The sequence below is a fragment of the Streptomyces sp. NPDC050388 genome (genome assembly GCF_040655635.1).
Classification (GTDB): Bacteria; Actinomycetota; Actinomycetes; order Streptomycetales; family Streptomycetaceae; genus Streptomyces.
Genome location: NZ_JBFAKH010000028.1, coordinates 72331 through 98434 on the forward strand (window position 1 = coordinate 72331; position 26104 = coordinate 98434).

Genomic DNA, 26104 nt, shown 5'->3' on the forward strand with positions numbered 1-26104 from the left:
GGCAGACGGGAATCCGACAGCCGGGCCCGGGAATTCCGGAGTGTCGACACCGACGCGCGCGCCGGGGCGGCTCGACCGGCAGATCCTCGGTCGCGTCCGCACCCGGGAGCCCGGTCCGAGGTGATACACATCACCCCAAACCGGGCATGCGGACGGAACACCCGAAGGCCGTTCCCCGTTGAAGGAGGCGTGGGTGCGGAGGGAACAGTGTCCCCGGGCCTCACCTTCCGCCCGCAGGGACGATCGTTCGGCTGAAGCCCTGTGGAGCCGTCCGCCGAGAGGCGACCGCCGTCCGTGCCCACCGCCTGACCGCCCCGGCCGTGATTCCCCCGTCACGGCCGGGGCTTCCATTCTTCTCGTATTTCCCCGTGCGGTCCGTGCCGCACGGCGTTCGCCGCGCAGACCTGCCGCGCGTCATGCGGAGGGCTCGTCCGGTACCGGCTGGTCCGGGTTGGCGGAGGCCGAGTGCGGCGCGCCCCGGCGGCCGGTCCCGGCCTCGTCCGTGTCGGGGACGTCGGGCTGCCGCCCACCGGGCGCGTCCGGTCCGGCGGACTCCTCCTCAACGGCGGCGGGTGCGACCTCCCAGGGGTCCTCGCCCTCACCGGCCTGCTGGTCGGGCGGGTCCCGGGGTACGCCCTGGCCGCTCTCGCCCGGCCCCTCGTCGCGGTGGTCGGTCATGGTCCTCTCCCTTCCTCCGCACGCCGTCACGTACGGCCGGTGCGTACGGGCGTCCGTACGCCGTCGGTCCGGCTGCCGCGCGGGTACCTGCGCTGTGAGCTGCGAAACCTCAGCGCGGCGTCCGTTCCTGCAGCGCTCTGCGCCAGGCGGGCGGCGGGGACTGCGGGCCCGGGTCGGGGCGCCGTCCGCCGCGGGTGAAGAAGTCGGCGAGCGGCAGGATCGCGGCGCCGACGGTGACGGCGTCGGGGCCGAGGCTGCCCAGCTCGATCGTCACGTTCTCGGCGGGGTGGCGCAGCGCGTACGACAGGGCGTGCCTGCGCACGGCGGGCAGGAAGCGGGAGCCGAGCTGAAGGCCGGCCCAGCCGCCCATCAGGATGCGCTCCGGCTGGAAGAGGTTGATCAGGTCGGAGAGGCCGGCACCCAGGTACTCGGCGGTCTCCTCCAGCACCGCGAGGGCGACCGGGTCGGCGGCGGTTCCGTCGGCGGGATAGGCGGCGGCGAGCATCGTGGTCAGCGCCGTCTCCTCGTCGGTTCCGCCGGGGCCCCGGCCGCCCTCCTCCCGCCACCGGGCGAGCAGCGACTCGGCGCCCGCATAGGCCTCCAGGCAGCCGAGCGCGCCGCAGCGGCAGCGGCGTCCCCGCACCCGTACGGTCAGGTGCCCCCACTCGACCGCGCGGCCGTGCTCCACCTCGGGCGTGACGAGGCAGGCGCCGACGCCGGAGCCGAAGAGGACGACGAGGGCGTTGCGGGCGCCGCGTCCGGCTCCGAACCACATCTCGGCCTGCCCGAGGGTCTTGGCCCCGTTGTCGATGAAGTAACGGACGCCCTCGGGCAGGGGCGAACCGCCGCGCAGCAGGGACTCCAGCTCGATGGCGTCCCAGCCGATGGTCTGCCCGTGCACGACGGCACCCCGGTCGGGAGTGTGCTCGACGATGCCGGGGACGCCGATGCCGACACCGAGGAGCCGCTCGGGGTCGAGGCCGGCGGTGGCGAGCACCTCGGTGATCCCGGCGCGGATGTGGTCGACGATGACCTCGACCTCGTAGCGCTGCTGCTCCAGCGGGCGCTCGGCCCGGGCGAGTTCGGTGAGGGTCAGGTCGAACAGTTCGATCCGCACCCGGGTCTCGCCGACATCGACGCCGATCATGTGGCCGCTGACCGGTGCCACCCGCAGCAGGGTGCGCGGGCGGCCGCCGTCGGAGTCGACGCTGCCTGCCTCCTCGACCAGGCCGTCACCGATCAGGTCGGCGACGACATTGCTCACCGATCCGGAACTGAGCCCGGTCGCCGGGCCGAGCTCGAAGCGACTGAGCGGGCCGTCGAAGTAGAGCCGCTGCAGCACGGCCGTACGGTTGGCCCGTCTGAGGTCGCGTACCGTGCGCCCGTTCCGCCCCGCCATGTGGCTCCTCCCGAAACCCTGCCCGACCTGCAACATACCGTCGGGGACGGGACGGCGCGACTTCCCCCCACCCTTATTTAATGCCGTGAACTAACGCTGCCGGCTTCCGTCACCGTGCCACAGCCCACGCACTCCGCCCCGCGCGGGCCCGCGGGCGAGGCCTCCTCGGGGAAAAGCACTGGCTCGCGCTCCTTCGGGATCCTTACCCTGGGCCGGAAAACCAGAGCCTCCAGGTTCAGAAAGGCCAGGCTGGGAGAGCCCCATGAGATCACTCACCGAACAAGACATCCGCGGTTCCTTTGTCAACTGTTCGAAGGGTGAGGCCAAGCGCCTGTTCGTCCCCCACGATCTCGGGGAGCGGACCTGGGACGAACTGGACTTCCTGGGCTGGCGGGACCCGGGTGCGCCCGACCGCGGCTACCTCGTCACCGAGCGTGCGGACCAGGGCCGCCTGGTGGGGGTGGCGCTGCGCTTCCAGCCCGCCCGGCGCGGGTTCCTGCACCGCAGCATGTGCTCGCTGTGCCTGACGACCCATCCGCGCGGAGGCGTCTCCCTGATGACCGCGCGCAGGGCGGGCACGGCCGGGCGCGAGGGCAACTCGGTCGGCGCCTACATGTGCACCGACCTCGCCTGCTCCCTCTACCTGCGGGGCAAGAAGGTCCCGGAGACGGGCCCCCGCTTCGAGGAGACCCTCACCCTGGAGGAGCAGATCGCCCGCACGCTGGGCAACCTCCACGCCTTCCTCGACAAGGTGTGACAGCCGGTCGCGGCACCGGCCGGCACCGGTCGGCGAACGCCCCGGTTCATCACCCTGCCGACTGCGGTCCTCCCTGAACACGTTCGATGCGTCCGGGTAAGGGGAACCGTCGGAGGATGCGAGTGGTTCGTGAGTGGGTGTCGCCGGCCAGGCAGTTCGTCAAGCAGCGGCGCGATCCCGTGGCCGTGCAGACGCTGCGTTCGGCGGCGGCGGCGACGATCGCCTACGTCATCGCGCTGCGGCTGAGCCCGGAAGCCGCCCCGCTCACCGCTCCCCTGACGGCTCTGCTCGTGGTCCAGGTCACCCTGTTCTCCACGCTCACCACCGGCGTACGCCGGGTGAACGCCGTGGTGACCGGGGTGGTGGTCGCCATCCTCTTCAGTCTGCTGGTGGGGCTGAGCTGGTGGAGTCTGGGCCTGCTCATCCTGGCGGCACTGATCGTCGGCCACTTCGTACGCGTGGACGAGTTCGTACCCGAGGTGGCGATCAGCGCGATGCTGGTGCTCGGGGTGACCCACCACGGGGACACCGCGTGGGCGCGGATCGTGGAGACGCTGATCGGCGCCGTCGTCGGGCTCGCCTTCAACCTCCTCCTGGCCCCTCCGGTGTGGGTGGAGGAGGCCGGTGAGTCGATCGAGTCGTTGGCCCGGCGGGTGCGGCAGCTGATGCTGCGCCTGGGCGAGCAGGCCTCCGAGCACACCCCCCACCACCGCGCGGCGGCCCGGCTGCACGAGGCCCGCCGGCTCGATCACGACATCTCCGAGGTGGACGCGGACCTCCGGCAGGCCGAGGACAGCCTGCGGCTGAACCCGCGGGTGCGGGAGGGTCTGCTGCACCGGGTCGTGCTGCGCACCGGCCTGGACACCCTGGAGATCTGCACGGTCGTCCTGCGGGTACTGGCGCGCACCTTCACCGACCTCGCGAAGGAACGCGAGCCGGACCCCCTGTTCCCACCGGAGACGGGTGCCGCTGTCGAACAGCTGCTGGCCGAGATCTCCGACGCGGTGGTCAGCTTCTCGGTGCTGGTCACCTCGAGCGTCAGCGAGAGCGCGGAGTCCGCGGAGGAGCGGCTCATCGCGGGACTGCGCCAGGCCGCCACGACCCGCGACCGGCTGGCCCGACTGCTGCTGGAGGAGGTGCGGCGGGACGCCCGTCAGTGGCAGTTGCACGGCGCGCTGCTGACCGAGGTCAACCGCATCCTCGACGAGATGGACATCGAGCACCGTTCGAAACGGCTGCTGGAGGAGCTGGACCGGCACGCACGCGAGCAGCGTGAACGCCTGCCGCGGCTCACCCGGATGCGGGAGCGGCTGCGCGTGCCGAACCGGCTGCGCCGGAACCAACGGGGTACCGCCGGGCGTTCTCCGTGACGGGACCGGCCGACGGTGTGCGTGCCGTCGGCCACGGCGACGAAGGGGGCGCGCGGATGACCGACACCACCGTGCGGATCGACGGGAACACCTTGCGGCTGCCTGGCGGTACGGCGGTGCGGTTCATCCGTACGCTGCGGCTGCCGGAGACCGGAACACACGCCCTGCCGCCGGGCCTGGGCGAGTTCCCGGTACGGCGGGTCGCGGACTACGCGGAGTCGGTGCCGGAGGCCTGGCGGGCGCGCGGAGGCGTGATGCTCCCGGTGTATCTGCGGGAAGCCATGTGGCTGAGCTTCGCGGGCACCAAGGAGCCGGCCGCGCTGCAGGTGGGGGTCGGCAAGGTGTGCGCGGTCTCCGGCCGCCCGTGGAACGACCGGCCGGTTCGCGCCCCGCAGAACTACCTGGTGCTGCCCCGGCAGCCCTGGCTGGACGGCATCAACTCCGGAAAGGGCACGGTGCGCCAGTTCGTGGCCGTGCCGCTGGGTCTGGGCGCGACCGTCGAGGGCCAGGTCACCGGCGAGGAGGTGTGGGGCGGTGTCCAGTTGCAGTCCTTCCCGCTGAACCCTCAGGCGCTGGCCCGGTGGCGCGAGGAGGAGCGGGAGCGCCTGCGGGCGGAGCGGGCGCGGTCCTCGGCCCACACCGCCGGCTTCGGTGCCGCGCCGGCGATGGCGGCGCCGCCCGCGCCGGGCGCGGCACCCGCGGCGTCCGGCGGCGCGCCCCGGGCCGCCGCAGCCATGGGGCTCGGCGTCGGCGGTTCGATGCGGCAGGAGGTCTACCAGGACGACCGGCCGCTGTCGGACTGGTCCGAGCGGCCCGCCGGCCGGGTGTTCGTCCACCTGGTGACGCCCCCTCAGTGGCGGAGCATCACGGGTGAGGCACCGCCGCCGTCCCCGGTGGACCGGGCCGCCTACACCCGGGCGGGGCTGCCCTGGTTCGACTACTACGACGAGGACGGACGGGACCTCGAGCCGACCGACACGCTCCAGTCGGTGAAACCGGTCGGCGACTGGCTCGGGGACGACCACGAGCCCTGGCAGCCCCCGTCGCCGCACCAGGTGAAACCGCTCGGGGACGCGCAGGGCGAGCCGGTCGAGGACGGCGACTGGTAGGCGCCGGGCCGGGGCCCTCCTCAGCCGTCCCCGTCGGCACGCCGTCGTTGCAGCGGACGGGGGCAGGACACCGCGTTCGCCTGGGAGAGGAGTACCCGCATGCGCTCGGTGAGCCGACCGAGGTCGTCGGCGGGCCGGTGGAACGGCAGCCGTACGTCGCCGCCGGTGCGGACGCGCTCGATGCGCAGCGTGAGTCCGTGCCGGTCGACGGCGAGCGGCTGCACGCGGACCGCGCCGTGCAGGCTGTCCGGGTCGACCAGACGGGTGAGCCGTTCGACCGCGTCGCCGTGGCAGTCGGCGAGGTGGGTCAGCAGCCGGGCCTCGGCGGTGGCGAGCGGGTCGGGGCGTGCCGCGGCGAACTCGTCCGGGTCGACGACGACGGCTCCGGACGCCTGCCGCAGCACCACACGCGTGGCCCGGAAGGCGAGCCGGCCGTCCTCGGCGGTGAACCGGCCCGCGAGCCACAGCCTGGCACGGATCCTCTTCCGAACCGGGACGGGTGCGACGTCGGCGAACTCCAGCACGGCGGACGGTTCGCCGCGGGGCGCGCAGATCACGGCGGTGAGCAGTGCGCTCTCCTCGGGCACCTCCAGCAGGACGCGGCCGTCGTCGCTCACCCCGCGCGCACCGACGAACTCCTCCCGGAAGCCCTCCGCGGTCACCGCGCAGGACCATGCGGCGGCGAGCACGGAGCGGGCCCGCTCCGCCGCGCCGGGCTCGGCCGTCCAGACGTGCGTGTCGTCACCCATCCTCGAACCTCCCATTAGGCAAGCCTTGCCTAACCTAGCGAAGATCGGGGCGCACGCCAACCGGGTGGCGTGACCTGTGCGAGACCTTTCAGCACCTCCTCAGGACGTGAGGACACCGAGCAGCGCGCGGGCACACAGATCGCGCACCTCCTCGCGGCTCAACTCGGAACCGCGCAGCCACTCCAGGCACACCGCCGTGGTGAAGGCCAGCCAGCCGCGCACGGCCAGGCGCGTGTCCGGCCGCCCTCTCAGCAGCGGACCGAACTCGGGGTCCCCCGCCAGCGCCTGAAGGATCTGCCGCTCCTGCGCGGCCAGAGCGCGCCGGTAGACCCGGCGTACCGCCTGGTCCCCCGCCGCGTCGGCACGATGGAAGGCGCGGTAGCCGTGCGCGTGCTCCTGGACGTACTCCAGGTATGTGTCGAGCCCCGAGGCGAGCTGCCCGCGCACCGGGGCGCCGGGCACCGCCGCCGTCATGCGCAGCATCCGCTCGCTCTCGCGCTCGACGACCGCCGCGAAGAAGTCCCGCTTGGTGGGGAAGTAGTGGTACAGCAGCCCTCGCGACACCCCGGCGATCTCGGCCACCTGCTCGATCCACACGTCGTCGTACGGACTCTCCGAGAACAGCCGCGCCCCGACCGACAGAAGCTGCTCGCGGCGCTCCTCGGTACTGAGCCGGCGGCGCGTGCGCCCGCCCCCGCCCTCGTTCGCGGCCATCCCCGCACCTTACTTGACGCCGGTTCAACCGCCGGACCAGACTGGGACGCCCTATTGAACCCGCGTACAACACGTCTCGTGCTTCCCGCACCTCCCGGCGCACCGCACCACGCCGTCCCACGGACGACGCGCCACGCCGCGTCGCAGGCGCTCGCCGGATCGAAGGAGACCGCATGGCGGAAACGACGACACCGACCGGACTGCCGAAGGGGTTTCGCAGTGCCGAGCAGGGCTGGCCCGAACTGCACCGCATCCCCCGTCCTCCCCACCGGGTCCCCCTCCTCGGGGACGTCCTCGGCTCGAACCGGCGGACTCCTCTGCAGGACTCGATGCGCCACGCCCGCCGGCTGGGACCGATCTTCCGGCGGAACGCCTTCGGCAAGGAGTTCGTGTTCGTGTGGGGCGCGGACCTGGTGGCCGATCTGGCCGACGAGGCGCGCTTCGCCAAGCACGTGGGGCTGGGCGTGGCCAATCTGCGGCCGGTCGCGGGCGACGGCCTGTTCACCGCGTACAACCACGAACCCAACTGGCAACTCGCCCATGACGTACTCGCCCCCGGGTTCAACCGCGAGGCCATGGCGCGCTATCACACGATGATGCTGGCCGTGGCGGAGCGGCTGACCGACCACTGGGACCGCGCGGCCGGTGCGGGCCGGACCGTGGACGTGCCCGGCAACATGACCAGGCTGACGCTGGAGACGATCGCGCGCACCGGGTTCGGGCACGACTTCGGCTCGTTCGAACGGTCCCGTCCCCACCCCTTCGTCACCGCGATGGTCGGCACGCTCGCCTACGCGCAGCGGCAGAACTCCGTGCCCGCGCCGCTGGCCCCGCTGCTGCTGCGGGGCGCGAGCCGGCGCAACGCCGCCGACATCGTCCACCTCAACCGCATCGTCGACGACGTGGTGCGGGCCAGGCGCGCCGCCGGCGGCAGCGGGGAGGGCGATCTGCTCGACCGGATGCTGGACACCGCGCACCCCGAGTCCGGCGAGCGGCTGTCGCCCGAGAACGTCCGCCGTCAGGTCATCACCTTCCTGATCGCCGGTCACGAGACCACCTCGGGCGCGCTCTCCTTCGCCCTGCACCACCTCTCCCGGCACCCCGACGTCGCGGCCCGTGCCCGCGCCGAGGTGGACCGTGTCTGGGGCTCCGCGGCCGCGCCGGACTACGAGCAGGTGGCCAGGCTGCGGTACGTCCGCCGGGTGCTCGACGAGTCGCTGCGGCTGTGGCCCACCGCGCCCGCCTTCGCCCGGGAGGCCCGCGCGGACACGGTGCTGGCCGGGGAACACCCGATGCGGCAAGGAGCGTGGACGCTGGTGCTGACCCCGATGCTGCACCGGGACCCCGGGGTGTGGGGACCCGACGCCGAGCGGTTCGACCCGGACCGGTTCGACGCACCGGCCGTACGGTCCCGGCCCCCGCACACCTTCAAGCCGTTCGGCACGGGGGCGCGGGCCTGCATCGGGCGGCAGTTCGCGCTGCACGAGGCGACGCTGGTGCTCGGACTGCTGCTGCGCCGCTACGAACTGCGGCCCGATCCGGACTACCGGCTGCGCGTGACCGAGCGGCTCACGCTGATGCCGGAGGGACTGCGGCTGCGCCCGGAGCGGCGGACGGCGCGGCCGTCCGGGGCGTCGAACGCGGCAGGGACGCCCGGCCCCGCCGGCGCGCCGTCAGCGCACCGCCGTCCAGTGCGCGGGACGGGTGAGTGACCCGGGCAGTCTGGTGCCGGCGCTCCCCCGGGCCGCGTTCAGCTGGGGCTGGGTGAGGAAGAACGCCCCGGTCAGATCGGCGTCCGTGAGGTCGGTGTCGCGCAGGTCGGCGCCGATCAGGTCCGCGTCCCGCAGATCGGCGCCGGTGAGGTCGGCGGCGATGAGGTAGGCGCCCCGCAGACTGATTCCGCGCAGATCGGCCCCCTTGAGACGGGCACCCATCAGATCCGCGCCCCGGCGGTCCTTCCTGCGCCCGCGCGTCCCGGCCCGCGCCAGTTCGCTCGCCCTCAGCAGCAGCACGTTGACGTCCTGCCGGTGGGCGCCCACGTCCAGCGCGCCCAGTTCGTCAGGGGTCCCGCGGGTGAGCCGCTCGGTCTCCTCCAGCGCCCGGCGCAGCTCGGCGTGGACCGGACGCGCCGCGGGCAGGGTGAGCGCCTCGGTCAGGTACCAGAGCAGCTCGTGCAGCTGCCGGACGACCGGGAACACGTCGAACATGCGGCGGGCCCGCTCCGGCGGCCCGGTGCGCCAGTCCTGTCCGCCGAAGGTGATCTGCGAGACCTTCTGCCCGGCGCCGAAGCAGTCGTAGACCGTGCAGCCGCTGAATCCCTCCTGCCGCAGCCGCGCGTGGATGCCGCAGCGGTGGTCCGCACGCAGGTTCCGGCAGGGCTCGCCGGCCTGCTTGTCCACCGCGAAGCCGGCGGACGCGGTGAACGGCAGGGCGACACAGCACAGCCCGAAACACTCCCCGCAGTCGCCGCGCAGTCCCGGCGGGCCGGTCTTCTCCTCTGGCATGCCGTTCAGCATACGGAACGGGAGAGCGGCGCCGGTGCGGCGGTCACCCTCCGGGACCGGGCACCTCCAGTCGGTCGAGCCGCTCCGGGTCGGCCAGGATGTACATGCCGGTGATGCGACCGTCGGTGATGGTGACGGCCATGACCGACCGGGGTATGCCGTCGACGACGCTGATCAGGCCCAGGGAGTCGTTGACCATGACCTGACGCGCCGCCGCGGTGTGCCGGGCGAACAGCAGCGCCGACTCGGCCACCGTCCGCGCGCCTCGGAGGGCCTTCGAGCCCGCGGCGCCACGGACCAGGGCGCCCGCGTCCGCCCTGAGGGTCACCTCCGGGTGCAGGACGGCGACGAGTGCCTCGAAGTCACCGCCGCGTGCCGCCGCCATGAAGGCGTCGAGCACCTGCTTCTGCCGGCCGAGGTCGGGCTCGGACGACGGGGCGGCGTCCCGCACCCGGCGGCGGGCGCGGCTGGCGAGCTGCCGGGTGGCGGCCGGACTGCGCTCCACCACCGGGGCGATGTCGTCGAAGGGCACGGCGAACATGTCGTGCAGCACGAACGTGAGGCGTTCGTCGGGTTCCAGGTACTCGAGCACCACCAGCAGGGCCACACCGACGGAGTCGGCCCGCAGCGCCTCCTGCTCCGGGTCGGTCGGTGCGACGGGCCTGACCACCGGGTCCGGGACGAAGGTCTCGTCGATGGGCTGCTCGCGGCGGGCGGTGCGGGACCGCAGCAGGTCCAGGCAGATCCGGCCGGTCACGGTGGTCAGCCAACCGCCGAGGTTGCCGATGGCGGCGGCGTCCTCCGTCCGGCTCAGCCTCAGCCAGGTCTCCTGGACCGCGTCGTCCGCCTCGGTCTGCGAGCCGAGCATCCGGTAGGCGACCGCCTTGAGGTGTCCGCGGTGCGCCTCGAAGCGCCCGGCCAGCGCGTCCGGGGCGAACCCGCCCTTCTCGGCGTCCTTCGCGTCCTTCTCGTCCTTCGCGTCCTTCTTGTCCTTCTCTCTCCCGGCGTTTCCGTCGTCCATGCCGCCGCCCGTCACCGGGGGAACAGTTCGAAGGTGACCGCCGGCCGGCCCCCGAACCGCTTGCCCGACTCCCGGGCGTCCCCCGTCAGGAAGCCGCGTACGTATGCCTCGGGGTCCTCGTCGGTCAGCGCCTCGAGGTAGGTGCGGTGTTCGAGCAGGGAGCGCACCGCCCGCTCCCGGCCGGCGGCCATGTCCACGGCATGGGTGGGCATGCTGGAGCCTGCCACGGCGACCCAGCGGACCCCGTTCCAGGGTTCGAGGCCCTGCTCGGTCAGTTCCGGGAAGATCCACCGGTTGCCGGCGTCTCCGGCCGCGTCGAGCACCGCGCGGCCGACCGCCACGTGGTCCGGGGTGTTCCAGAACGTCTCGCCCCAGGTCTCCCGGTGGTTCAGGGTGATCACCAGCTCGGGGCGGTGGCGGCGAATGGCGGCGGCGATGTCCCGGCGCAGGGCGGTGCCGTACTCGATGACGCCGTCCCGGTGGTCCAGGAACTCCACGGTCGACACGCCGACCACGGCCGCGCTCGCCCTCTGCTCCCGCTCCCGGATCGGGCCGGCCTCGGCGGGCTCCAGGGTCTCGATGCCCGCCTCGCCGCGGGTCGCCAGCACATAGGCGACTTCGCGGCCGGCGTCGGTCCAGGTCGCGATCGCGGCGGCGCAGCCGTACTCGAGATCGTCGGGGTGGGCGACCACGGCCAGCGCGCGCCGCCAGTCGTCGGGCATGGGCTCGAGTTGAGCGAACGTCACCTCGGTCATGTCCGCAGACTAACCCGTACCACCGACATCGCTCCCGGGGCCCACGCGGGAGCACCGGGGTCGCGCCTCACCCCGCGCTCACACCTCGCCCCGGGCCAGCGCCAGGAGCCGGTCCAGCACGCGGGGGCCGCCCGCGCGTACGCCGTCGTGCTCGAACTCGTCGGTGACCCAGGTGCGCAGGCCGCGGATCGCCCGCGCGGTGCGCAGGGAGTGGTCCGTGTCGACGTACATGTCGTCGTGGTAGACGGCCGCCGCGACCGGGACCTCGTTGGCGGCGAGGCGGGCCGGGTCGTACAGCTGCGTCCAGCCGGTGCGGGCGGCGAGCAGTTCGGCGGTCTCGCGCAGCGGGCGCAGCGCGGGGTCGCAGTCGAACATCCAGGGGTGGACGGTCTCGCCGGTGAACAGCAGCGGTCCGTCGCCCGCGAGTGCCTTCGCCGCGTCGAACTGCGGGAACTCGGCCCGCACCCGATCGGCCGACCAGGCGGTGGCCCGGCCGTCCTGACCGTAGATCGACTCGTGGACGAGCGCGTACAGCGGGTGCCCCGCGTACGACAGCAGGCCCTGCACCTGCTCCTGGAACGCGTCGGAGAGCGCGGGGCCCGCCGGGGTGCGGACGAAGGCGTCCTCCAGGAGGTAGTGCAGTCGGTGGCTGCCGTCGCCGCTGCCGAGGAGGATGCCGAGGGACTGGAACGCCTCGACGGTGAGCCGGTAGCCGTTCGGGAGGACGACCTCGTGGGTGAGGAGGTGGTCGGCGATCCGGCGGGCGCGCTCGACGTCCTGCGGGTAGCGGGCGTAATGGGCGGTGACCTTGCGCTCGACGCGCGGGTAGGCGGCCCGGTAGACGTCCTCGGGACGGGCGTCCAGGGAGGGCAGGCCGCCGGTGATCACGGCGGTGGCGAGGCCCTCGGGAGCGGTGGACAGGTAGGCGACCGTGCAGAAGCCGCCGAAGCTCTGGCCGAGGACGGTCCAGGGGGCGCCGCCGGTGACCTGGGGGCGGATCGCCTCGCAGTCGCGGACGATCGAGTCGGCGCGGAAACGGGCCAGGTAGTCGGCCTGCTCGGCCGGTCCGCCGCGCAGCGGGAGCGTCTGCCGGTTGGCGGGGGTGGAGCGGCCGGTGCCGCGCTGGTCGAGCAGCAGGACCCGGTAGTCCTTCAGGGCCCGGCCGAGCCAGGCCTGCTGCCCGATGAAACGGTTCGCCCCGAAGCCGGGGCCGCCCTGGAGGTAGATCAGCCACGGCAGGTCCTGGCCCGCCTTGTCCGCGGCGACGGCCTCACGCGCGTACAGCTCGATCGTCTCCCCGGAGGGGGCGTCGTGGTCGAGGGGCACGGTGAAGCAGCGGTCGGTGAGGACGACGCCGGGCTGGCGGTAGCTGACGGTCAACGGGACTCCCGGGACGAACGGATGGTCGGTTCGCGACCCAGTCCAACACATGTCCGTCCGGCCTTCGAGCCCGGGACCAGGCAGTTCTTTCCGCGTCTTTCCGTGCATCGGTCAACGCGCCGACAGGCTGGAACGCCGGACCACGAGTTCCGGGCGCAGGACGACCCTCCGGTGCTCGTGGGGCGCGGCCGCGGTCCCGGCCTCCGTCTCCTCCAGCAGCAGCTCCGCCGCCAGGGCGCCCATGGTGACGGCGGGCTGCCGTACCGAGGTGAGGGGGACGGCCGCGGCGGCGGCGAACTCGATGTCGTCGTAGCCCACGATCGCCAGGTCGTCCGGGACGCCGACGCCGGCCGCGTACATGGCCTGGAGCACGCCGAGGGCGAGCAGGTCGTTGGCGCAGAACACGGCGGTGGGGCGGTCGGCGAGGCCGAGCAGCCTGGCGCCCGCGTCCCGTCCGGCGGCGACGTCGAGGCGGTCGGTGGGCAGCTCGCGCAGCCGCTCCGGGCCGAGTCCGGCCTCGGCGAGGGCGTCGACGCCGCCCACGTGGACCATCTGCATCCCGACTCCGGGATCGCGCTCGCCTGCGCCGCCGACGGGGAGGAGCTGACCGCCGAGTGCTTCGGCGACACCGTCGTATGGGTGCCGTGGCGGCGGCCCGGTTTCCAGCTCGGGCTGGACATCGCCGCCGTGAAGGAGGCCAACCCGCAGGCCGTCGGATGCGTGCTCGGCGGACACGGGATCACCGCGTGGGGCGACTCCTCCGAGGAGTGCGAGCGCAACTCGCTGCACATCATCCGCACCGCCGAACGGTTCCTCGCCGAGCGTGGCGGACCGGAGCCGTTCGGACCGGTGCTCGACGGGTACGAGGCCCTGCCCGAGGGTGAACGGCGGGAGCGGGCCGCCGCCCTCGCGCCGCACGTCCGTGCCGTCGCCTCGCAGGACCCGGCCGCAGGTCGGGTACTTCGACGACTCCGAGGCCGTACTGGACTTCCTGGCCCGTGCCGAGCACCCGCGGCTGGCCGCGCTGGGCACCTCCTGCCCCGACCACTTCCTGCGCACCAAGGTCCGGCCGCTCGTCCTCGACCTGCCGCCGGCGGCCCCCCTCGACGAGGCCGTGGCCCGACTGGCGGAACTGCACGCCGCCTACCGCGAGGAGTACGCCGCCTCCTACGAGCGCCACGCCCTGCCCGACTCCCCCGCCATGCGCGGGGCCGACCCGGCGATCGTGCTGGTCCCCGGCGTGGGCATGTTCAGCTTCGGCAAGGACAAGCAGACCGCGCGCGTGGCCGGCGAGTTCTACGTCAACGCGATCAACGTGATGCGCGGCGCCGAGGCGGTCTCCACCTACGCACCGATCGAGGAGTCGGAGAAGTTCCGCATCGAGTACTGGGCCCTGGAGGAGGCCAAGTTGCGGCGGATGCCGGAGCCGAAGCCGCTCGCCACCCGGGTGGCGCTGGTGACCGGCGCCGGCAGCGGCATCGGGAAGGCGATCGCGCGACGCCTGGCGGCCGAGGGCGCCTGTGTCGTCGTGGCGGACCTGAACGGGGACAACGCGGCCGCGGTGGCAGAGGAGTTGGGCGGATCCGACAAGGCCGTCGCCGTGACCGTCGACGTCACCTCGGAGGAGCGGATCGCCGAGGCCTTCCGGGCGGCGGTGCTCGCCTTCGGCGGGGTCGACCTGGTGGTGAACAACGCCGGGATCTCCATCTCCAAACCGCTGCTGGAGACGTCCGCGAGCGACTGGGACCTCCAGCACGACATCATGGCCCGCGGTTCCTTCCTCGTCTCCCGTGAGGCGGCCCGGGTGATGATCGCGCAGGGGCTGGGCGGGGACATCGTCTACATCGCGTCCAAGAACGCCGTGTTCGCCGGTCCGAACAACATCGCCTATGCGGCCACCAAGGCCGACCAGGCCCATCAGGTACGGCTCCTCGCCGCCGAGTTGGGTGAGCACGGCATCCGCGTCAACGGGGTCAACCCGGACGGTGTGGTGCGCGGCTCGGGCATCTTCGCCGGCGGCTGGGGCGCGCAGCGGGCGGCCGTGTACGGGGTGCCCGAGGAGAAGCTGGGCGAGTTCTACGCACAGCGCACACTGTTGAAGCGGGAGGTGCTGCCCGAGCATGTCGCGGCCGCCGTCTTCGCGTTGACCGGCGGGGACCTCACGCACACCACGGGCCTGCACGTCCCGGTCGACGCCGGCGTCGCCGCCGCGTTCCTGCGGTGAGCGCCGCCGTGCGGCCGTACGCGGCGGTCGACCTCGGCGCGTCCAGCGGGCGTGTCATGGTCGGCCGCGTCGGCCCCGACAGCCTGGAGCTGACCGAGGTCCACCGCTTCCCCCAACCGGCCCGTGCGGATGCCCGAGGGGCTGCGCTGGGACATCCTCGGGCTGTACGCCGGAGTGCTGGACGGGCTGCGGGCGGCGGGCGACGGGCCGGCGTCCGTCGGCATCGACAGCTGGGCCGTGGACTACGGCCTGCTCGACGCGGACGGGGCGCTGCTGGGCAACCCGGTGCACTACCGCGACCGCCGTACGGAGGGGGTCGCGGAGAAGGTGTGGGCGAGCGTGCCCGCCGAGGAGCTGTACGCGGCGACCGGTCTGCAGTACGCGCCGTTCAACACCCTGTACCAGCTGACGGCGGCCCGCGGTACGGCCCAACTGGCACAGGCCAGACGGCTGCTGCTGATCCCGGACCTGCTGACGTACTGGCTCACCGGTGAGCAGGGAACGGAGCTGACCAACGCCTCGACCACGCAGCTGATCGACCCGCGCACCCGCGACTGGTCCCACGGAGTCGCACAGCGGCTGGGCGTCGATCTCTCCCTGTTCGCCCCGCTGCGTCACCCCGGCGATCCAGCAGGAGCGCTGCGGCCCGAGGTACTGGAGGAGACCGGGCTGGCCGGCCCCGTCCCGGTGACGGCGGTCGGCTCGCACGACACCGCCTCCGCGGTGGCCGCCGTGCCCGCCACCGGTGAGCGGTTCGCCTACATCTGCACGGGCACCTGGTCGCTGGCCGGTCTCGAACTGGACGCGCCGGTCCTGACCGAGGAGAGCCGCGCCGCCAACTTCACCAACGAGCTGGGACTGGACGGCACCGTCCGGTACCTGCGCAACATCATGGGCCTGTGGCTGCTCCAGGAGTGCGTACGGGCCTGGGGCGATCCGGACCTGGGGGCGCTGCTCCCGGAGGCGGCGAAGGTGCCGGCGCTGCGGTCCGTGGTGGACGCGGGGGACGCGGCGTTCCTGGCGCCGGGCCGGATGCCGGAGCGGATCGCCGGGGCCTGCCGTGTCTCGGGGCAGCCGGTGCCCGGCTCCCCCGCCGAGATCACCCGTTGCATCCTCGACTCGCTCGCCCTCGCGCACCGCGGCGCGGTCGAGGACGCCCAGCGGCTCGCCGGGCGGTCGGTCGACGTCGTGCACATCGTGGGCGGCGGGACCCGCAACGCCCTGCTGTGCCAGCTGACCGCCGACGCCTGTGGGCTGCCGGTGGTGGCCGGCCCGACCGAGGCGGCCGCGCTGGGCAACGTCCTCGTCCAGGCCGGTGTGCGCGGACCGGCCGGCGCCCTGGCCGGGATGCGGCGCCTGCTCACCCGCACCCAGCTGCTGACGCGGTACGAACCGCGCGGCGGAACGCGGCGGTGGGAGGCCGCTCGCGCCCGGCTCGCCCGGGGCTGACCGGGGTCTCCCCCGAGCGGCGCCCGCGCACTACCCTGCATCCACCCGATGATCGATCCACAAGGAGCCGCGATGCGTGTCGCCCTGTTCCTGACCTGCGTCAACGACACGCTGTATCCGGACACCGGGCGCGCCGTCGTGAAGCTGCTGACCAGGCTGGGCGTCGAGGTCGACTTCCCGATGGCGCAGACCTGCTGCGGGCAGGCGCACTACAACACCGGATACCGGCACGATGCGGAACCCCTCGCCGAGCACTTCTCCGACGTCTTCCGGGACTACGAGGCGATCGTGACGCCGTCCGGGTCGTGCGGGGCGATGGTGCGGGAGCTGTATCCGCGGATGGGTGAGCGGGCCCGTGCCCAGGGACGCGGGGACGCCCTCGCGGCCACGCTGGCGCCCGTGGTGCCGAAGACGTACGAACTCACGGAATTCCTCGTGGACGTGCTGGGTGTGACGGATGTCGGCGCGTACTACCCGCACACGGTGACCTATCACCCCACCTGCCACGGGCTGCGCTCCCTGGGGCTCGGCGAGCGGCCCCGGCGCCTCCTGGAGGCCGTACGGGGGCTGGAGCTGGTCGAGCTGCCGGCAGCGGAGGAGTGCTGCGGCTTCGGCGGCACGTTCGCGCTGAAGAACCCCGACGTCTCCGCGGCGATGGGCGCCGACAAGGTGCGCAACGCCGAGTCGACGGGCGCCGAGGTGCTGTGCGCGGCGGACAACTCCTGCCTGATGCACATCGGGGGGACGATGACCAGGCTGCGCACCGGTATGCGGCCGGTGCACCTCGCGGAGATCCTGGCGAGCACGGAGGAGGAACCGGCCGTATGAGTGGAACGTTCGTCGGAATGCCTGCGTTTCCCGCGTTTCCGAGCGCCGCCCGAAAGGCCGTGCGCGACACCACCCTGCGCGGCAATCTCCGGCACGCCACGCACACCATCCGCGCCAAGCGGGCCAAGGCCGTCGCGGAGGTGTCCGACTGGGCGGAGCTGCGGGAGGCCGGCAAGCGGATCAAGGACCACACGCTCCGTCACCTCGACCGCCATCTCGTGCGGTTGGAGGAGTCGGTGACCGCCGCGGGCGGCACCATCCACTGGGCCGCCGACGCCGACGAGGCCAACCGGATCGTGACCGGACTCGTCAAGGAGACGGGCGAGTCGGAGGTCGTCAAGGTCAAGTCGATGGCCACCCAGGAGATCGAGCTCAACGAGGCCCTCGAGGCCGCGGGCATCCGCGCCTACGAGACCGACCTGGCCGAGCTGATCGTGCAGTTGGGCGGGGACCGGCCCTCGCACATCCTCGTCCCGGCGATCCACCGCAATCGCGGTGAGATCCGGGACGTCTTCCGCTCCGAGATGGGTGCATGGGGCCGTCCCGCGCCCGAGGGCCTGACGGACACACCCGCCGAACTCGCCGAAGCCGCGCGGCTGCACCTGCGGGAGAAGTTCCTGCGCGCCAAGGTGGGCATCTCCGGAGCCAACTTCATGGTCGCCGAGACCGGCACGCTGGTGGTGGTGGAGTCCGAGGGCAACGGGCGGATGTGCCTGACCCTGCCCGAGACCCTGATCTCGGTCGTCGGCATCGAGAAGGTCGTGCCGACCTGGCGGGACCTGGAGGTGTTCCTGCAGACCCTCCCGCGCTCCTCGACGGCCGAGCGGATGAACCCGTACACGTCCATGTGGACCGGTACCAGCGACGCGGACGGCCCGCGCGCCTTCCACCTCGTGCTGCTGGACAACGGCCGCACCGACGCCCTCGCCGACGAGGTCGGCCGCCAGGCCCTGCGCTGCATCCGCTGCTCGGCCTGCCTCAACGTCTGCCCGGTCTACGAGCGGGCCGGCGGCCACGCCTACGGCTCCGTCTATCCGGGTCCGATCGGTGCCATCCTCAGCCCCCAACTGCGGGGCACGGCGAGCGAGATCGACGCGTCCCTGCCGTACGCCTCGTCGCTGTGCGGGGCCTGCTACGAGGTGTGCCCGGTCGCCATCGACATCCCCGAGGTGCTGGTGCACCTGCGGGAACGGGTCGTGGAGGGCGGCGAGGTCACCCGGGGCGGCAACAAGGTGGTGCTCAGGCCCGCGAAGGGGCACGCCGCCGAGCGTGCGGCGATGCGCGCGGCGCGCTGGGCGTTCACGTATCCGGGTGCGCTGCGCACCGGCCAGCGCCTCGCCTCCCGCACCCGCCGCCTCCACCCGCGCACCCTGCCGGGCCCCGGCCGGGCGTGGAGCGGGACCCGGGACCTGCCACCGGTCCCCGCCGAGCCGTTCCGGGACTGGTGGCAGCGTACGCGGGGCGGGAACGACGTGAAGGGAGCCGCCGAATGAGCAGCAGGGAGCGGATTCTGGGCCGGGTGCGGCGCGCCCTGGCGGACGTACCGAAGGACGACACCCCGTACGAGCAGGCGGTCGCCCGGGAGTATCTGCGCGAGCACGGGCAGCGGACCGTCGCGGAGACGCTGGACCTCCTCGCCGAGAACCTGGCCGACTACCGGGCGGTCGTGCACCGCACCGACGCCGCCGGTCTGGCCGGGGTCGTCGCCGGGCTCCTGTCCTCGCGCGGCGCGTCGTCGGTCCTCGTCCCGCCGGGACTGGACGAGGCCTGGCTCGCGCGGACCGGCGTGACGCGGGTCGCGGACCGGGCGGAGAGCACCCCGCACGAGCTGGACCGGGTCGACAGCGTGATCACCGCCTGCGCGGTCGCCGTCGCCGAGACCGGCACGATCGTGCTGGACGGCTCGCCCGACCAGGGCCGCCGCCGTATCACCCTCGTTCCCGACCACCACATCTGTGTCGTCCGCGCCGCCCAGGTCGTCCCCTCCGTCCCGTACGCCCTCGAACGCCTCGACCCGACCCGCCCGCTCACCTGGATCTCCGGCCCGTCGGCGACCAGCGACATCGAACTCGACCGGGTGGAGGGCGTCCACGGCCCACGCACCCTGGAGGTCGTCCTGGTCGACTGACGCCGGTGGGACACGGCTCGGGTGACGCCCTCGTGCTCAGGCGGCTGCGCGGCGCGCGGTGTACAGCAGGTACTCCCATGCCATGACCAGACGGCTCCCGACCGTTCCCCGGTCGTGCCGACGGACTTGGACCGGCGCCACCTCGGCTCGAACACGGCCCCCCCGGGGACGCCGTTCGGGCGCCGGGGGTCAGGAGTGAGAGCCGCAGAGCCGGGCGAAGCGCGCGGTGTCGACGTTGCCGCCGGAGAGGATCAGGCCGACCCGGTGCGGGAGGGAACCCGCGCGGCCGGTGAGCAGTGCGGCCAGGGGGGTGGCGCCGCTCGGCTCAAGGACGATCTTCAGCCGCTCGAAGGCGAACCGCATGGCGTCCCTGATCTCGTCGTCACCGACCAGGACGATTCCGTCGAGGAGCCGCCGGTTGACGGAGAACGTCAGTTCACCCGGTGTGTGCAGCGCCTGGCCGTCGGCGATGGTGCGCGGTACCGGGACGCTCACGCGATGTCCCGCCTCCAGGGACCGCTTGGTGTCGTCCCCGGCCTCCGGCTCCACACCGATCACCCGCGCCCCGGGGTACAGGCCCTTGACCGCGGTGGCGCTTCCGGCGATCAGCCCACCGCCACCGACCGGCGCGAGCAGCACATCCAACTCCCCCACTTCTTCCAAGAGTTCGAGCGCAGCCGTGCCCTGTCCCGCGATGACGTGCGGGTGGTCGTAGGGCGGGACGATCGCCAGGCCGCGCTCCGCGGCCAGGGCCTCGGCGACGGCGACCCGGTCACCGGTGTACCGGTCGTAGGTGACGATCCGAGCGCCGTACGCCTCGGTGGCCGCCCGCTTCGAGGGCGGGGCGTCCTCGGGCATGACGATGACGGCGGTGGTGCCGAGTTCCCTGGCGGCCAGGGCGACGGCCTGGGCGTGGTTGCCCGAGGAGTAGGCGGCGATGCCCCGGGACAGCTGCTCGGGGGTGAGGCGGGAGGCCGCGTTGTAGGCGCCGCGGAACTTGAAGGCGCCCACCCGCTGGAAGTTCTCGCACTTCAGGTGGACCTCGGCACCGACGAGCGCGTCCAGGGTGCGGGAGCGCAGGACCGGCGTGCGGTGGGCGACGCCTTCGAGCCGTTCGGCGGCGGCACGGACGTCGTCGAGGGTGACCGGCGGGGTGGTGGTCGTCACGCGGTGACTGTACGTCCCGCCGCCGTCGAACGGGAGGGGGCGGGCTGGGCGCGGTGGGCTTCACCGGGGCTCACCCGGGCCGGTCCGCGCCGGGTGGCGTCCGCGTACCCAGCCGAAGAGGGCCAACGAGCACAGGGCGGCGAACGCGCACCAGGTCGAGACGAACTCCAGCCGCCACAGGGCCCAGCAGACGAGCGCGCCCGCGGCGGCCAGGGCGCCCAGCATCCGCAGACCGCGGTCGCCGGACAGCAGCAGCGCGCCGACCGTGGCCACCAGGTAGCCCGCGGCCGCCAGTGGAGCGTGCGGCAGGTCCAGGACGTATCCGATGGTGTGCCCGCGGACCTCCGCCCGCACCGGACGCGTGGCGAGTACGTACCCGAGGGCCGGCGCCGTCACCGCACCGGCGGCGAGCGGCACGATCAGTGCGCGCCGCGCGGGGCGCGGGGCGGCGCACCACACGCCCACCGGTACCCAGAGCGCCAGGAGCGGCAGGGCGACGACCGCCCAGAGCAGGACGGCCGGACCCGTCCCTCCGTCCGAGGCCCAGACCGCCGCCTCGATCATCTGGTGCGCACCCAGCAGCAGCGGCAGCGCGGCCAGCGGAAGGTCGAGGCCGCGGTCCGCCCGCGCCACGCAGGCCGCGCCGACCGCCGCGACACCGACGCCCGCCACGAGGTCGGCCTCCGCACTCCAGCACATCGCTCCGCCCTCGCGTCACCCGCCGGAAGAACCATCTTCGCGGGCCCGGAACGACCGGAGGGCAACGACACGGATCGGTACGCGCTCCCCGTGCCGACCCGGTGTCCACCCCCGGCGTGGTGTGCGGGTGCCGAGGGCCGCTGTTCGGTGCTGAGGACCGCGAGCGCGGGAGCCCTTGCGGGTCGCGTGCGCGGGAACGCCGGGTCGGACGGGGCGCGGCCCACAGCCGGGCCGACCTGCCGGATGCACGCTCCGCCGACGGTCAGTACGGTGGCGCTCTGGTGCTCTGGTTCTCCGGTGCTCGACCTGGACGAGGTGACCTGACCGTCGACGGCACGGGTCACCGGACGGTGGAGGCGGCATGGCCGACAAGAAGACGGTGAAGCTGTCCCGTGCGGTGTACGAGAGCGAGCTGCTGCGGCTGCAGACGGAACTGGTCAAGCTCCAGGAGTGGGTGCGGACGGAAGGCGCCCGGCTGGTCGTCGTCTTCGAGGGGCGGGACGCGGCGGGCAAGGGCGGCACCATCAAACGGATATCGGAGCACCTCAACCCGCGCGTGGCGCGGATCGCGGCCCTGCCCAAACCGACCGAACGCCAGCGCGGCCAGTGGTACTTCCAGCGCTACGTCGAACATCTGCCGGCCGCCGGCGAGATCGTTCTGTTCGACCGGTCCTGGTACAACCGCGCAGGCATCGAGCACGTCATGGGCTTCTGCACGGAGCAGGAGTACCGGCTCTTCCTCCGCCAGTGCCCGATCTTCGAGCGGATGCTGGTGGAGGACGGGATCCTGCTGCGCAAGTACTGGTTCTCGGTGAGCGACACCGAGCAGCAGGCGCGCTTCCGCAAACGGCTGGAGGATCCGCTGCGGCGCTGGAAGCTGTCTCCCATGGACCTGGAGTCGCTCACCCGCTGGGAGGCCTATTCCCGTGCCAAGGACACGATGCTGGTGCACACCGACATCGCCGAGGCGCCGTGGTACATCGTGGAGAGCGACGACAAGCGCAGTGCGCGGCTGAACATGATCGCCCACCTGCTGAGCACCGTGCCCTACCAGGAGGTGGCGCCCCCGGTCATCGAGCTGCCGGAGCGCCCGCCGTCCACCGGATACCAACGCCCGCCACGTGACCTCCAGATCTACGTCCCCGATCACGCGGCGGGCCTTTGAACTGCCCCCGTCGACCGGGGGCGAGTGCCCTTCGTGCATGATCGGTGTGGCCCCCCGACCTTCCGGGCGGGGAGGCGGCTCACCGATCGTGAAGGAGACGGCCTTGTCCATCTGGGAGGCACTGGCGGTCTTCGTCGCCGGGGTCGGCGCCGGCACCATCAACACGATCGTCGGCTCGGGAACGTTGATCACGTTCCCGGTGCTGCTCGCCACCGGGCTGCCACCGGTGACCGCCACCGTGTCCAACGCCCTCGGGCTGATCCCCGGGTCCATCAGCGGCGCCATAGGCTACCGGAAGGAGCTCGAGGGCCAGCGCCGCCTCGTGCTGAGGCTGGGCGTCGCCGCGTCGGTCGGCGGGTTCACCGGAGCGGTGTTGCTGCTCACCCTCCCCGCGACCGCCTTCGAGACGATCGTCCCCGTTCTCGTCGCGCTGGCGCTGGTCCTCGTGGTGCTGCAGCCCCGCATATCCGCCGCCGTCCAACGGCGCCGTGCGCGCACGGGCACGATCACCAAGACCGACGGCGGTCCCGTCCTCCTCGGCGGGATCCTCCTCGCCAGTGTCTACGGCGGCTACTTCACGGCGGCTCAGGGGATCATCTACCTCTCCTTGATGGGCATGCTGCTCGATGACTCCCTCCAACGTCTGAACGCCGTCAAGAACGTCCTCGCCGCCGTCGTCAACAGCATTGCGGCCCTGTTCTTCCTCTTCGTCGCCGACTACGACTGGACAGCCGTCCTCCTCATCGCCGTGGGCTCGGCGATCGGCGGGCAGATCGGTGCGAAGGTCGGGCGCCGGCTCCCCGCACCCGCCCTGCGGACCTTCATCGTCGTCGTCGGCACCTTCGCCATCGCCCAACTGCTTCTGCGCTGAGCCCTCCGCCATCGGCGCCTTCGCCGACCTCCCGCCCCCCTCCCGGGACCGTCGGCCTCCTCACCCGTCCGGACGCGCCGGGCGCGGCTCGGGGGCGGGACCGCCACCAGGATGGAGGTGCTGCCCCATGGCATGGCCCGAGTCCGAGGGAGAGGTATGACCGACACCGGCTTCGACAGGGCTGGGAGCGACCGGTCCGCGGGGCACCGCGATCCACGCTCCGGCACGAGCGACCTCCGGCGGGTCGGGGCGAACCCGGATTTCTGGTATCCCGTCGCGCTCTCCAGGAAGGTACGCGCCGGACGGGTGGCCGCGACCTCGTTCGCCGGTGAGCGCATCGCGCTCTACCGCGGGCGAAGCGGTGCCGTCTACGCGTTGGAGGACCGGTGCGCCCACCGGCAGGTGCCGCTGAGCATGGGCGTCGTGGAGGGCGAGACACTCCGCTGCTGCTACCACGCGTGGGCCTATCGCGGCGACGGCCGCATCTCGCAGATCCCGTACCTGTCGAAGGGTGACGGCCGGCCGCCGCGCGGCGTGCACGGCTACCCCGTCCGCGAGGCGTACGGCCTGGTGTTCGTCTTCCCCGGCAACCCGGAGAAAGCGGCGGCCACTCCGGTGCCCGAGCTGCCGGCCTTCGGCTCACCGCGGTACCGGACCATGACCTTCTCCCGGACCGTGCGCTGCCACTACTCGTTCATGCACGAGAATCTGCTCGACATGAACCACCAGTTCCTCCACCGCGGAGTCGTCGGCAGGCTCCGCCCCGAGCTGCTGGACCGCCGGACCGACGCGCGCTCGGTGGAGGCCCGGTACCTGTTCAGCCACGCCGGGGGGAAGCGGAACCGGGGTGCCAACCTGCTGGCCGCCGAGGGCTTCACGGGTCGCGACTCCTGCGACCTCATGACCATCCGCACCGAGTACCCGTACCAGACGCTCGACCTGGTCCCGGAGGACGCCGAGCGGCCGTCCTTCCGCCTCTGGGTCGCGTACGTGCCCGAGGACGCCGCGCAGCGCACGTGTCACGCCTACGGTCTGCTCATGATCGAGAAGCCCGGGATCCCCGGTGCGCTCCACCTGGCCTGGCCGTTCATCAGACGCTTCGCCGAACGCGTCTTCGCCGAGGACCGCATGGCCGTCGAAGCCGAGCAGCGGGCGTGGGACGAACAGGGCGAGGACCGCAACCACGAGGTCTTCCCCCTGATCCTGGACGTCCGCGAGGTGCTGCGCGCCAACGGCGTCCCGCTCCGGCCCCGGCCCGCCGCATGCGGGTCCCGCCCCGACGACGGCCCGGCTCCGGGAGGGTGAACCGGATGGACACGGCCGGCGGCGAAAGGGCGGGCACCGGCCCTGCGGGACGCCTCCGGGGCCCGGGTCACTCCGGCTCTCGTCAGGCCGGGGTCGGCTCGTACGTCCAGCGCAACAGGGCGCCGAGGCCGCCTGCCGGTGCGTCGGGGCCGTCCTCGTCCGAGGGCGGGACGACCAGCACGTCGGCGGCCGTGACCGCGGTCGACCGCAGCAGCGCGTCGTCGGCGCGTACGGGGATCGGGGCGTCCTCGCCCAGGCTGCGCGCGTCGGTCCGGCGTACCGCCAGCTGGTCGGGCTCATCGCCCACCCACGTCTCACGGCCCAGATCCGGCCCGTCGGGCCGGATCAGCAGTGTGTCGATGCGGTGCTCCCGGGCGGCTTCGACCAGGGCCGGGACACCTTCGACCGCGTCCGTCGGCCGGTCGGTGCCCACCCGTCCGGCGTGGAAGCGGTCGAGTGCCTCGTCCAGGCGACGGCGGGTGTACTGCCGCCGCGCCCGCTCGATGGCCTCCTCCAGGACGGGGGAGGACGAACCGGCGGCCCTGCCGCCGTGCTCCGTCTCCACCGTGACCTCGCGGACCGCCTCAGGGAGCTTTTCGTGCACCGCGGGCCGCTCACGGGGGTCACCGACCAGCACCACCAGGTCGGCGCCGCACTCCTCGTACGCCGAGGTCAGCGCTTCAGCGATCTCCCCGGCATTGTGCTCCCAGGTGTTCTCGACCTTGAGCTGGAAGTGCCGCTCGGACCAGTCCGAGGAGGCCGTACGGTGAACCGGCCACTGCCGCCCCTCGGTCTGCCCGACATGCTGTGCTCCGGTGTCCCCGCGCAGCTGGAAGTCGGCGCCGGTCCGGTCGATGTAGGCCACCAGGCAGTCCGGATCCTGGCCGGCCAGCTCCAGCAGCGGCGTCAGCCGGGGCAGCGCGGCCCAGCAGGCGATCTGGCTCTGCGGCGACCGGGAGAGACGACGGCTGAGCACCACCTCCCCTCCGGCGGCGAAGACCACTCGGCCCGCCGGGTCCTCCGCGGGCCCGATGTCGGTCAGGGCCTCGCGCACCGCCTGGACGGTGGCCGCGTCGGCGCCCTCCTCCTCCAGGGCCCGGCAGGCTTCCCGTACGGACAGCTCACGCCGCTTCGCCCCCGCTTCGTCGTTCTGTGCGGCGTCGAAGTACACCGTGGCCCAGGGGCCGGGGCGGTCGAAAAGCGGTCCCAGGAATGACAACTGCATGCTCTCTCCTCGTTCGTCCCTGTTCTCGGACCGGGTGCCCGAAGGACCGGCGGGGACACCCGGCAGGCTCCGCCGGACCGCGCACCGCGCACCGCGGGCCCGGGCCTCGGGCGACGTTTCCACCGTCACGTGCGCACCGCGGGGGCTCCGCGTTCAGGCTCCTTTGCTCATCGATCGGACACCGTGCCCCGTGACGGTACGAGACCGGCGTCGTTCGTCACCCCACTTCGCCGAAGGAGGAGTCTCCGTGCCGGTGCTGAGGGCCGGTCGGCCCGATGCGGTGCCCGCTCGGCCCATGCCCGTCGAGAGCGGTTCCACGGTGCTGGGACCGGAGCACCGCCGAAGCCGTCGTGATCGACGCTCTCGGCCACCGATCATCCCTGCCACCGCTCGTGAGCGTCGGTCGACGCCGGCGCCGCCGCGCTCCGGCATCTCGCCCGGGCCCCGTCGCCAGGTCGGCCGCCCCGCACGCCGCTGTCCCGTCGCCGTCGTCCCGCATCCGCGGCCGGACCGACGGATCCGGGGCGGTGCGGGCGTCCCGTGTTGCCGGGGAGCCCCGGGAGGGCGACGGTGGACAGGAGACGGCGCGGGAGGGAGCAACCATGCG

21 protein-coding genes and 3 pseudogenes are annotated in these 26104 nt (G+C 73.1%); 12 read left to right on the plus strand and 12 right to left on the minus strand.

Going from position 1 to position 26104, the window contains the following annotated elements:
• Positions 1-414: 414 nt before the first annotated feature.
• Together AB0I73_RS18320 and AB0I73_RS18325 are read right to left on the minus strand one after the other, a co-directional pair.
• On the minus strand, positions 415-678 hold the full coding sequence (locus tag AB0I73_RS18320; RefSeq protein WP_363038514.1) for a hypothetical protein: 264 nt from the start codon (positions 676-678) through the stop codon (positions 415-417).
• Between the two features lie 109 nt (positions 679-787).
• Entirely contained in the window at positions 788-2077 is a 1290-nt protein-coding gene (locus tag AB0I73_RS18325; protein WP_363038516.1) for an ROK family protein, read from the minus strand.
• A gap of 262 nt (positions 2078-2339) precedes the next feature.
• On the opposite strand from AB0I73_RS18325, the gene AB0I73_RS18330 reads away from it, so the two are divergent.
• The 3 genes from AB0I73_RS18330 (at position 2340) to AB0I73_RS18340 (ending at position 5313) form a co-directional block, all read left to right on the plus strand.
• On the plus strand, positions 2340-2834 hold the full coding sequence (locus AB0I73_RS18330) for an FBP domain-containing protein (RefSeq protein ID WP_109378675.1): 495 nt from the start codon (positions 2340-2342) through the stop codon (positions 2832-2834).
• A gap of 116 nt (positions 2835-2950) precedes the next feature.
• Positions 2951-4204, plus strand: a complete 1254-nt coding sequence (locus tag AB0I73_RS18335) for an aromatic acid exporter family protein (protein WP_363038518.1) — start codon at positions 2951-2953, stop codon at positions 4202-4204.
• 56 nt (positions 4205-4260) lie between these two features.
• Entirely contained in the window at positions 4261-5313 is a 1053-nt protein-coding gene (locus AB0I73_RS18340; protein ID WP_363038520.1) for a hypothetical protein, read from the plus strand.
• 20 nt (positions 5314-5333) lie between these two features.
• Here AB0I73_RS18340 and AB0I73_RS18345 read toward each other — a convergent pair whose 3' ends face one another.
• Positions 5334-6062 carry a DUF2470 domain-containing protein gene (locus tag AB0I73_RS18345; protein WP_363038522.1) on the minus strand — a complete coding sequence of 243 codons (729 nt, stop codon included), beginning with the start codon at positions 6060-6062 and terminating at the stop codon, positions 5334-5336.
• Between the two features lie 99 nt (positions 6063-6161).
• Entirely contained in the window at positions 6162-6776 is a 615-nt protein-coding gene (locus tag AB0I73_RS18350) for a TetR/AcrR family transcriptional regulator (RefSeq protein ID WP_363038524.1), read from the minus strand.
• A 173-nt stretch (positions 6777-6949) separates the two neighbouring features.
• On the opposite strand from AB0I73_RS18350, the gene AB0I73_RS18355 reads away from it, so the two are divergent.
• A complete protein-coding gene (locus AB0I73_RS18355; protein ID WP_363038526.1) occupies positions 6950-8488 on the plus strand; it encodes a cytochrome P450 in 1539 nt (512 codons plus the stop codon).
• Here AB0I73_RS18355 and AB0I73_RS18360 read toward each other — a convergent pair.
• The 5 genes and pseudogenes from AB0I73_RS18360 to AB0I73_RS18380 all read right to left on the minus strand — a co-directional run.
• Positions 8450-9280, minus strand: a complete 831-nt coding sequence (locus AB0I73_RS18360) for a pentapeptide repeat-containing protein (protein WP_363038528.1) — start codon at positions 9278-9280, stop codon at positions 8450-8452. The genes AB0I73_RS18355 and AB0I73_RS18360 overlap by 39 nt on opposite strands.
• A 43-nt stretch (positions 9281-9323) precedes the next feature.
• Complete coding sequence (locus AB0I73_RS18365) at positions 9324-10301, minus strand: sigma-70 family RNA polymerase sigma factor (RefSeq protein ID WP_363038530.1); 978 nt, start codon at positions 10299-10301, stop codon at positions 9324-9326.
• Between the two features lie 11 nt (positions 10302-10312).
• Positions 10313-11056, minus strand: coding sequence for a PIG-L deacetylase family protein (locus AB0I73_RS18370; protein WP_363038532.1), 744 nt, complete (start codon positions 11054-11056; stop codon positions 10313-10315).
• Positions 11057-11134: 78 nt separating this feature from the next.
• A complete protein-coding gene (locus tag AB0I73_RS18375; RefSeq protein ID WP_363038534.1) occupies positions 11135-12436 on the minus strand; it encodes an alpha/beta fold hydrolase in 1302 nt (433 codons plus the stop codon).
• A gap of 111 nt (positions 12437-12547) precedes the next feature.
• Positions 12548-12970 (minus strand): annotated as a pseudogene (locus AB0I73_RS18380) (substrate-binding domain-containing protein); the annotation flags it as partial.
• On the opposite strand from AB0I73_RS18380, the pseudogene rhaD reads away from it, so the two are divergent.
• The 5 genes and pseudogenes from rhaD to AB0I73_RS18405 all read left to right on the plus strand — a co-directional run.
• A pseudogene (rhaD, locus tag AB0I73_RS18385) lies at positions 12965-14660 on the plus strand (bifunctional rhamnulose-1-phosphate aldolase/short-chain dehydrogenase); the annotation flags it as partial. The pseudogenes AB0I73_RS18380 and rhaD sit on opposite strands and share 6 nt — an antisense overlap.
• Positions 14657-16109: pseudogene (locus AB0I73_RS18390) on the plus strand (rhamnulokinase family protein). The pseudogenes rhaD and AB0I73_RS18390, both read left to right, overlap by 4 nt.
• A 72-nt stretch (positions 16110-16181) precedes the next feature.
• On the plus strand, positions 16182-16937 hold the full coding sequence (locus AB0I73_RS18395; protein ID WP_363038536.1) for a (Fe-S)-binding protein: 756 nt from the start codon (positions 16182-16184) through the stop codon (positions 16935-16937).
• Positions 16934-18430: a LutB/LldF family L-lactate oxidation iron-sulfur protein gene (locus AB0I73_RS18400; protein WP_363038538.1), complete on the plus strand. Its 1497-nt coding sequence runs from the start codon at positions 16934-16936 to the stop codon at positions 18428-18430. The genes AB0I73_RS18395 and AB0I73_RS18400 overlap by 4 nt, the downstream gene beginning before the upstream one ends.
• Positions 18427-19065: a lactate utilization protein C gene (locus AB0I73_RS18405; RefSeq protein ID WP_363038540.1), complete on the plus strand. Its 639-nt coding sequence runs from the start codon at positions 18427-18429 to the stop codon at positions 19063-19065. The genes AB0I73_RS18400 and AB0I73_RS18405 overlap by 4 nt, the downstream gene beginning before the upstream one ends.
• Before the next feature lie 189 nt (positions 19066-19254).
• Here AB0I73_RS18405 and AB0I73_RS18410 read toward each other — a convergent pair whose 3' ends face one another.
• Together AB0I73_RS18410 and AB0I73_RS18415 are read right to left on the minus strand one after the other, a co-directional pair.
• On the minus strand, positions 19255-20232 hold the full coding sequence (locus AB0I73_RS18410; protein WP_363038542.1) for a pyridoxal-phosphate dependent enzyme: 978 nt from the start codon (positions 20230-20232) through the stop codon (positions 19255-19257).
• A gap of 60 nt (positions 20233-20292) precedes the next feature.
• The gene (locus AB0I73_RS18415) at positions 20293-20931 is read right to left on the minus strand and encodes a DUF6629 family protein (RefSeq protein ID WP_363038544.1); all 639 of its coding nucleotides are present in this window, start codon (positions 20929-20931) and stop codon (positions 20293-20295) included.
• 361 nt (positions 20932-21292) lie between these two features.
• On the opposite strand from AB0I73_RS18415, the gene ppk2 reads away from it, so the two are divergent.
• The 3 genes from ppk2 to AB0I73_RS18430 all read left to right on the plus strand — a co-directional run bounded on the left by ppk2 (position 21293) and on the right by AB0I73_RS18430 (position 24272).
• Complete coding sequence (ppk2, locus tag AB0I73_RS18420; protein ID WP_363038546.1) at positions 21293-22096, plus strand: polyphosphate kinase 2; 804 nt, start codon at positions 21293-21295, stop codon at positions 22094-22096.
• Positions 22097-22199: 103 nt separating this feature from the next.
• Positions 22200-22967 (plus strand): sulfite exporter TauE/SafE family protein, encoded by a 768-nt coding sequence (locus tag AB0I73_RS18425; protein WP_363038548.1) that lies wholly within the window; start codon positions 22200-22202, stop codon positions 22965-22967.
• 156 nt (positions 22968-23123) lie between these two features.
• Entirely contained in the window at positions 23124-24272 is a 1149-nt protein-coding gene (locus AB0I73_RS18430) for an aromatic ring-hydroxylating dioxygenase subunit alpha (RefSeq protein ID WP_363038551.1), read from the plus strand.
• Between the two features lie 82 nt (positions 24273-24354).
• On the opposite strand, the gene AB0I73_RS18435 is transcribed toward AB0I73_RS18430, so the two are convergent.
• On the minus strand, positions 24355-25497 hold the full coding sequence (locus AB0I73_RS18435) for a Vms1/Ankzf1 family peptidyl-tRNA hydrolase (protein ID WP_363038553.1): 1143 nt from the start codon (positions 25495-25497) through the stop codon (positions 24355-24357).
• Between the last annotated feature and the right edge of the window lie 607 nt (positions 25498-26104).

Excerpts from the sequence above, each read along its gene's own strand:
- AB0I73_RS18370 (WP_363038532.1), bottom strand. The coding sequence starts at position 11,056 with ATGACCGAGGTGACGTTCGCTCAACTCGAGCCCATGCCCGACGACTGG.
- AB0I73_RS18325 (WP_363038516.1), bottom strand. The coding sequence starts at position 2,077 with ATGGCGGGGCGGAACGGGCGCACGGTACGCGACCTCAGACGGGCCAAC.
- AB0I73_RS18395 (WP_363038536.1), top strand. The coding sequence starts at position 16,182 with ATGCGTGTCGCCCTGTTCCTGACCTGCGTCAACGACACGCTGTATCCG.
- AB0I73_RS18320 (WP_363038514.1), bottom strand. The coding sequence starts at position 678 with ATGACCGACCACCGCGACGAGGGGCCGGGCGAGAGCGGCCAGGGCGTA.
- AB0I73_RS18335 (WP_363038518.1), top strand. The coding sequence starts at position 2,951 with ATGCGAGTGGTTCGTGAGTGGGTGTCGCCGGCCAGGCAGTTCGTCAAG.
- AB0I73_RS18330 (WP_109378675.1), top strand. The coding sequence starts at position 2,340 with ATGAGATCACTCACCGAACAAGACATCCGCGGTTCCTTTGTCAACTGT.
- AB0I73_RS18405 (WP_363038540.1), top strand. The coding sequence starts at position 18,427 with ATGAGCAGCAGGGAGCGGATTCTGGGCCGGGTGCGGCGCGCCCTGGCG.
- AB0I73_RS18400 (WP_363038538.1), top strand. The coding sequence starts at position 16,934 with ATGAGTGGAACGTTCGTCGGAATGCCTGCGTTTCCCGCGTTTCCGAGC.
- AB0I73_RS18360 (WP_363038528.1), bottom strand. The coding sequence starts at position 9,280 with ATGCCAGAGGAGAAGACCGGCCCGCCGGGACTGCGCGGCGACTGCGGG.
- AB0I73_RS18415 (WP_363038544.1), bottom strand. The coding sequence starts at position 20,931 with ATGTGCTGGAGTGCGGAGGCCGACCTCGTGGCGGGCGTCGGTGTCGCG.
- AB0I73_RS18350 (WP_363038524.1), bottom strand. The coding sequence starts at position 6,776 with ATGGCCGCGAACGAGGGCGGGGGCGGGCGCACGCGCCGCCGGCTCAGT.
- AB0I73_RS18365 (WP_363038530.1), bottom strand. The coding sequence starts at position 10,301 with ATGGACGACGGAAACGCCGGGAGAGAGAAGGACAAGAAGGACGCGAAG.
- AB0I73_RS18355 (WP_363038526.1), top strand. The coding sequence starts at position 6,950 with ATGGCGGAAACGACGACACCGACCGGACTGCCGAAGGGGTTTCGCAGT.
- AB0I73_RS18340 (WP_363038520.1), top strand. The coding sequence starts at position 4,261 with ATGACCGACACCACCGTGCGGATCGACGGGAACACCTTGCGGCTGCCT.
- AB0I73_RS18430 (WP_363038551.1), top strand. The coding sequence starts at position 23,124 with ATGACCGACACCGGCTTCGACAGGGCTGGGAGCGACCGGTCCGCGGGG.
- ppk2 (WP_363038546.1), top strand. The coding sequence starts at position 21,293 with ATGGCCGACAAGAAGACGGTGAAGCTGTCCCGTGCGGTGTACGAGAGC.
- AB0I73_RS18345 (WP_363038522.1), bottom strand. The coding sequence starts at position 6,062 with ATGGGTGACGACACGCACGTCTGGACGGCCGAGCCCGGCGCGGCGGAG.
- AB0I73_RS18435 (WP_363038553.1), bottom strand. The coding sequence starts at position 25,497 with ATGCAGTTGTCATTCCTGGGACCGCTTTTCGACCGCCCCGGCCCCTGG.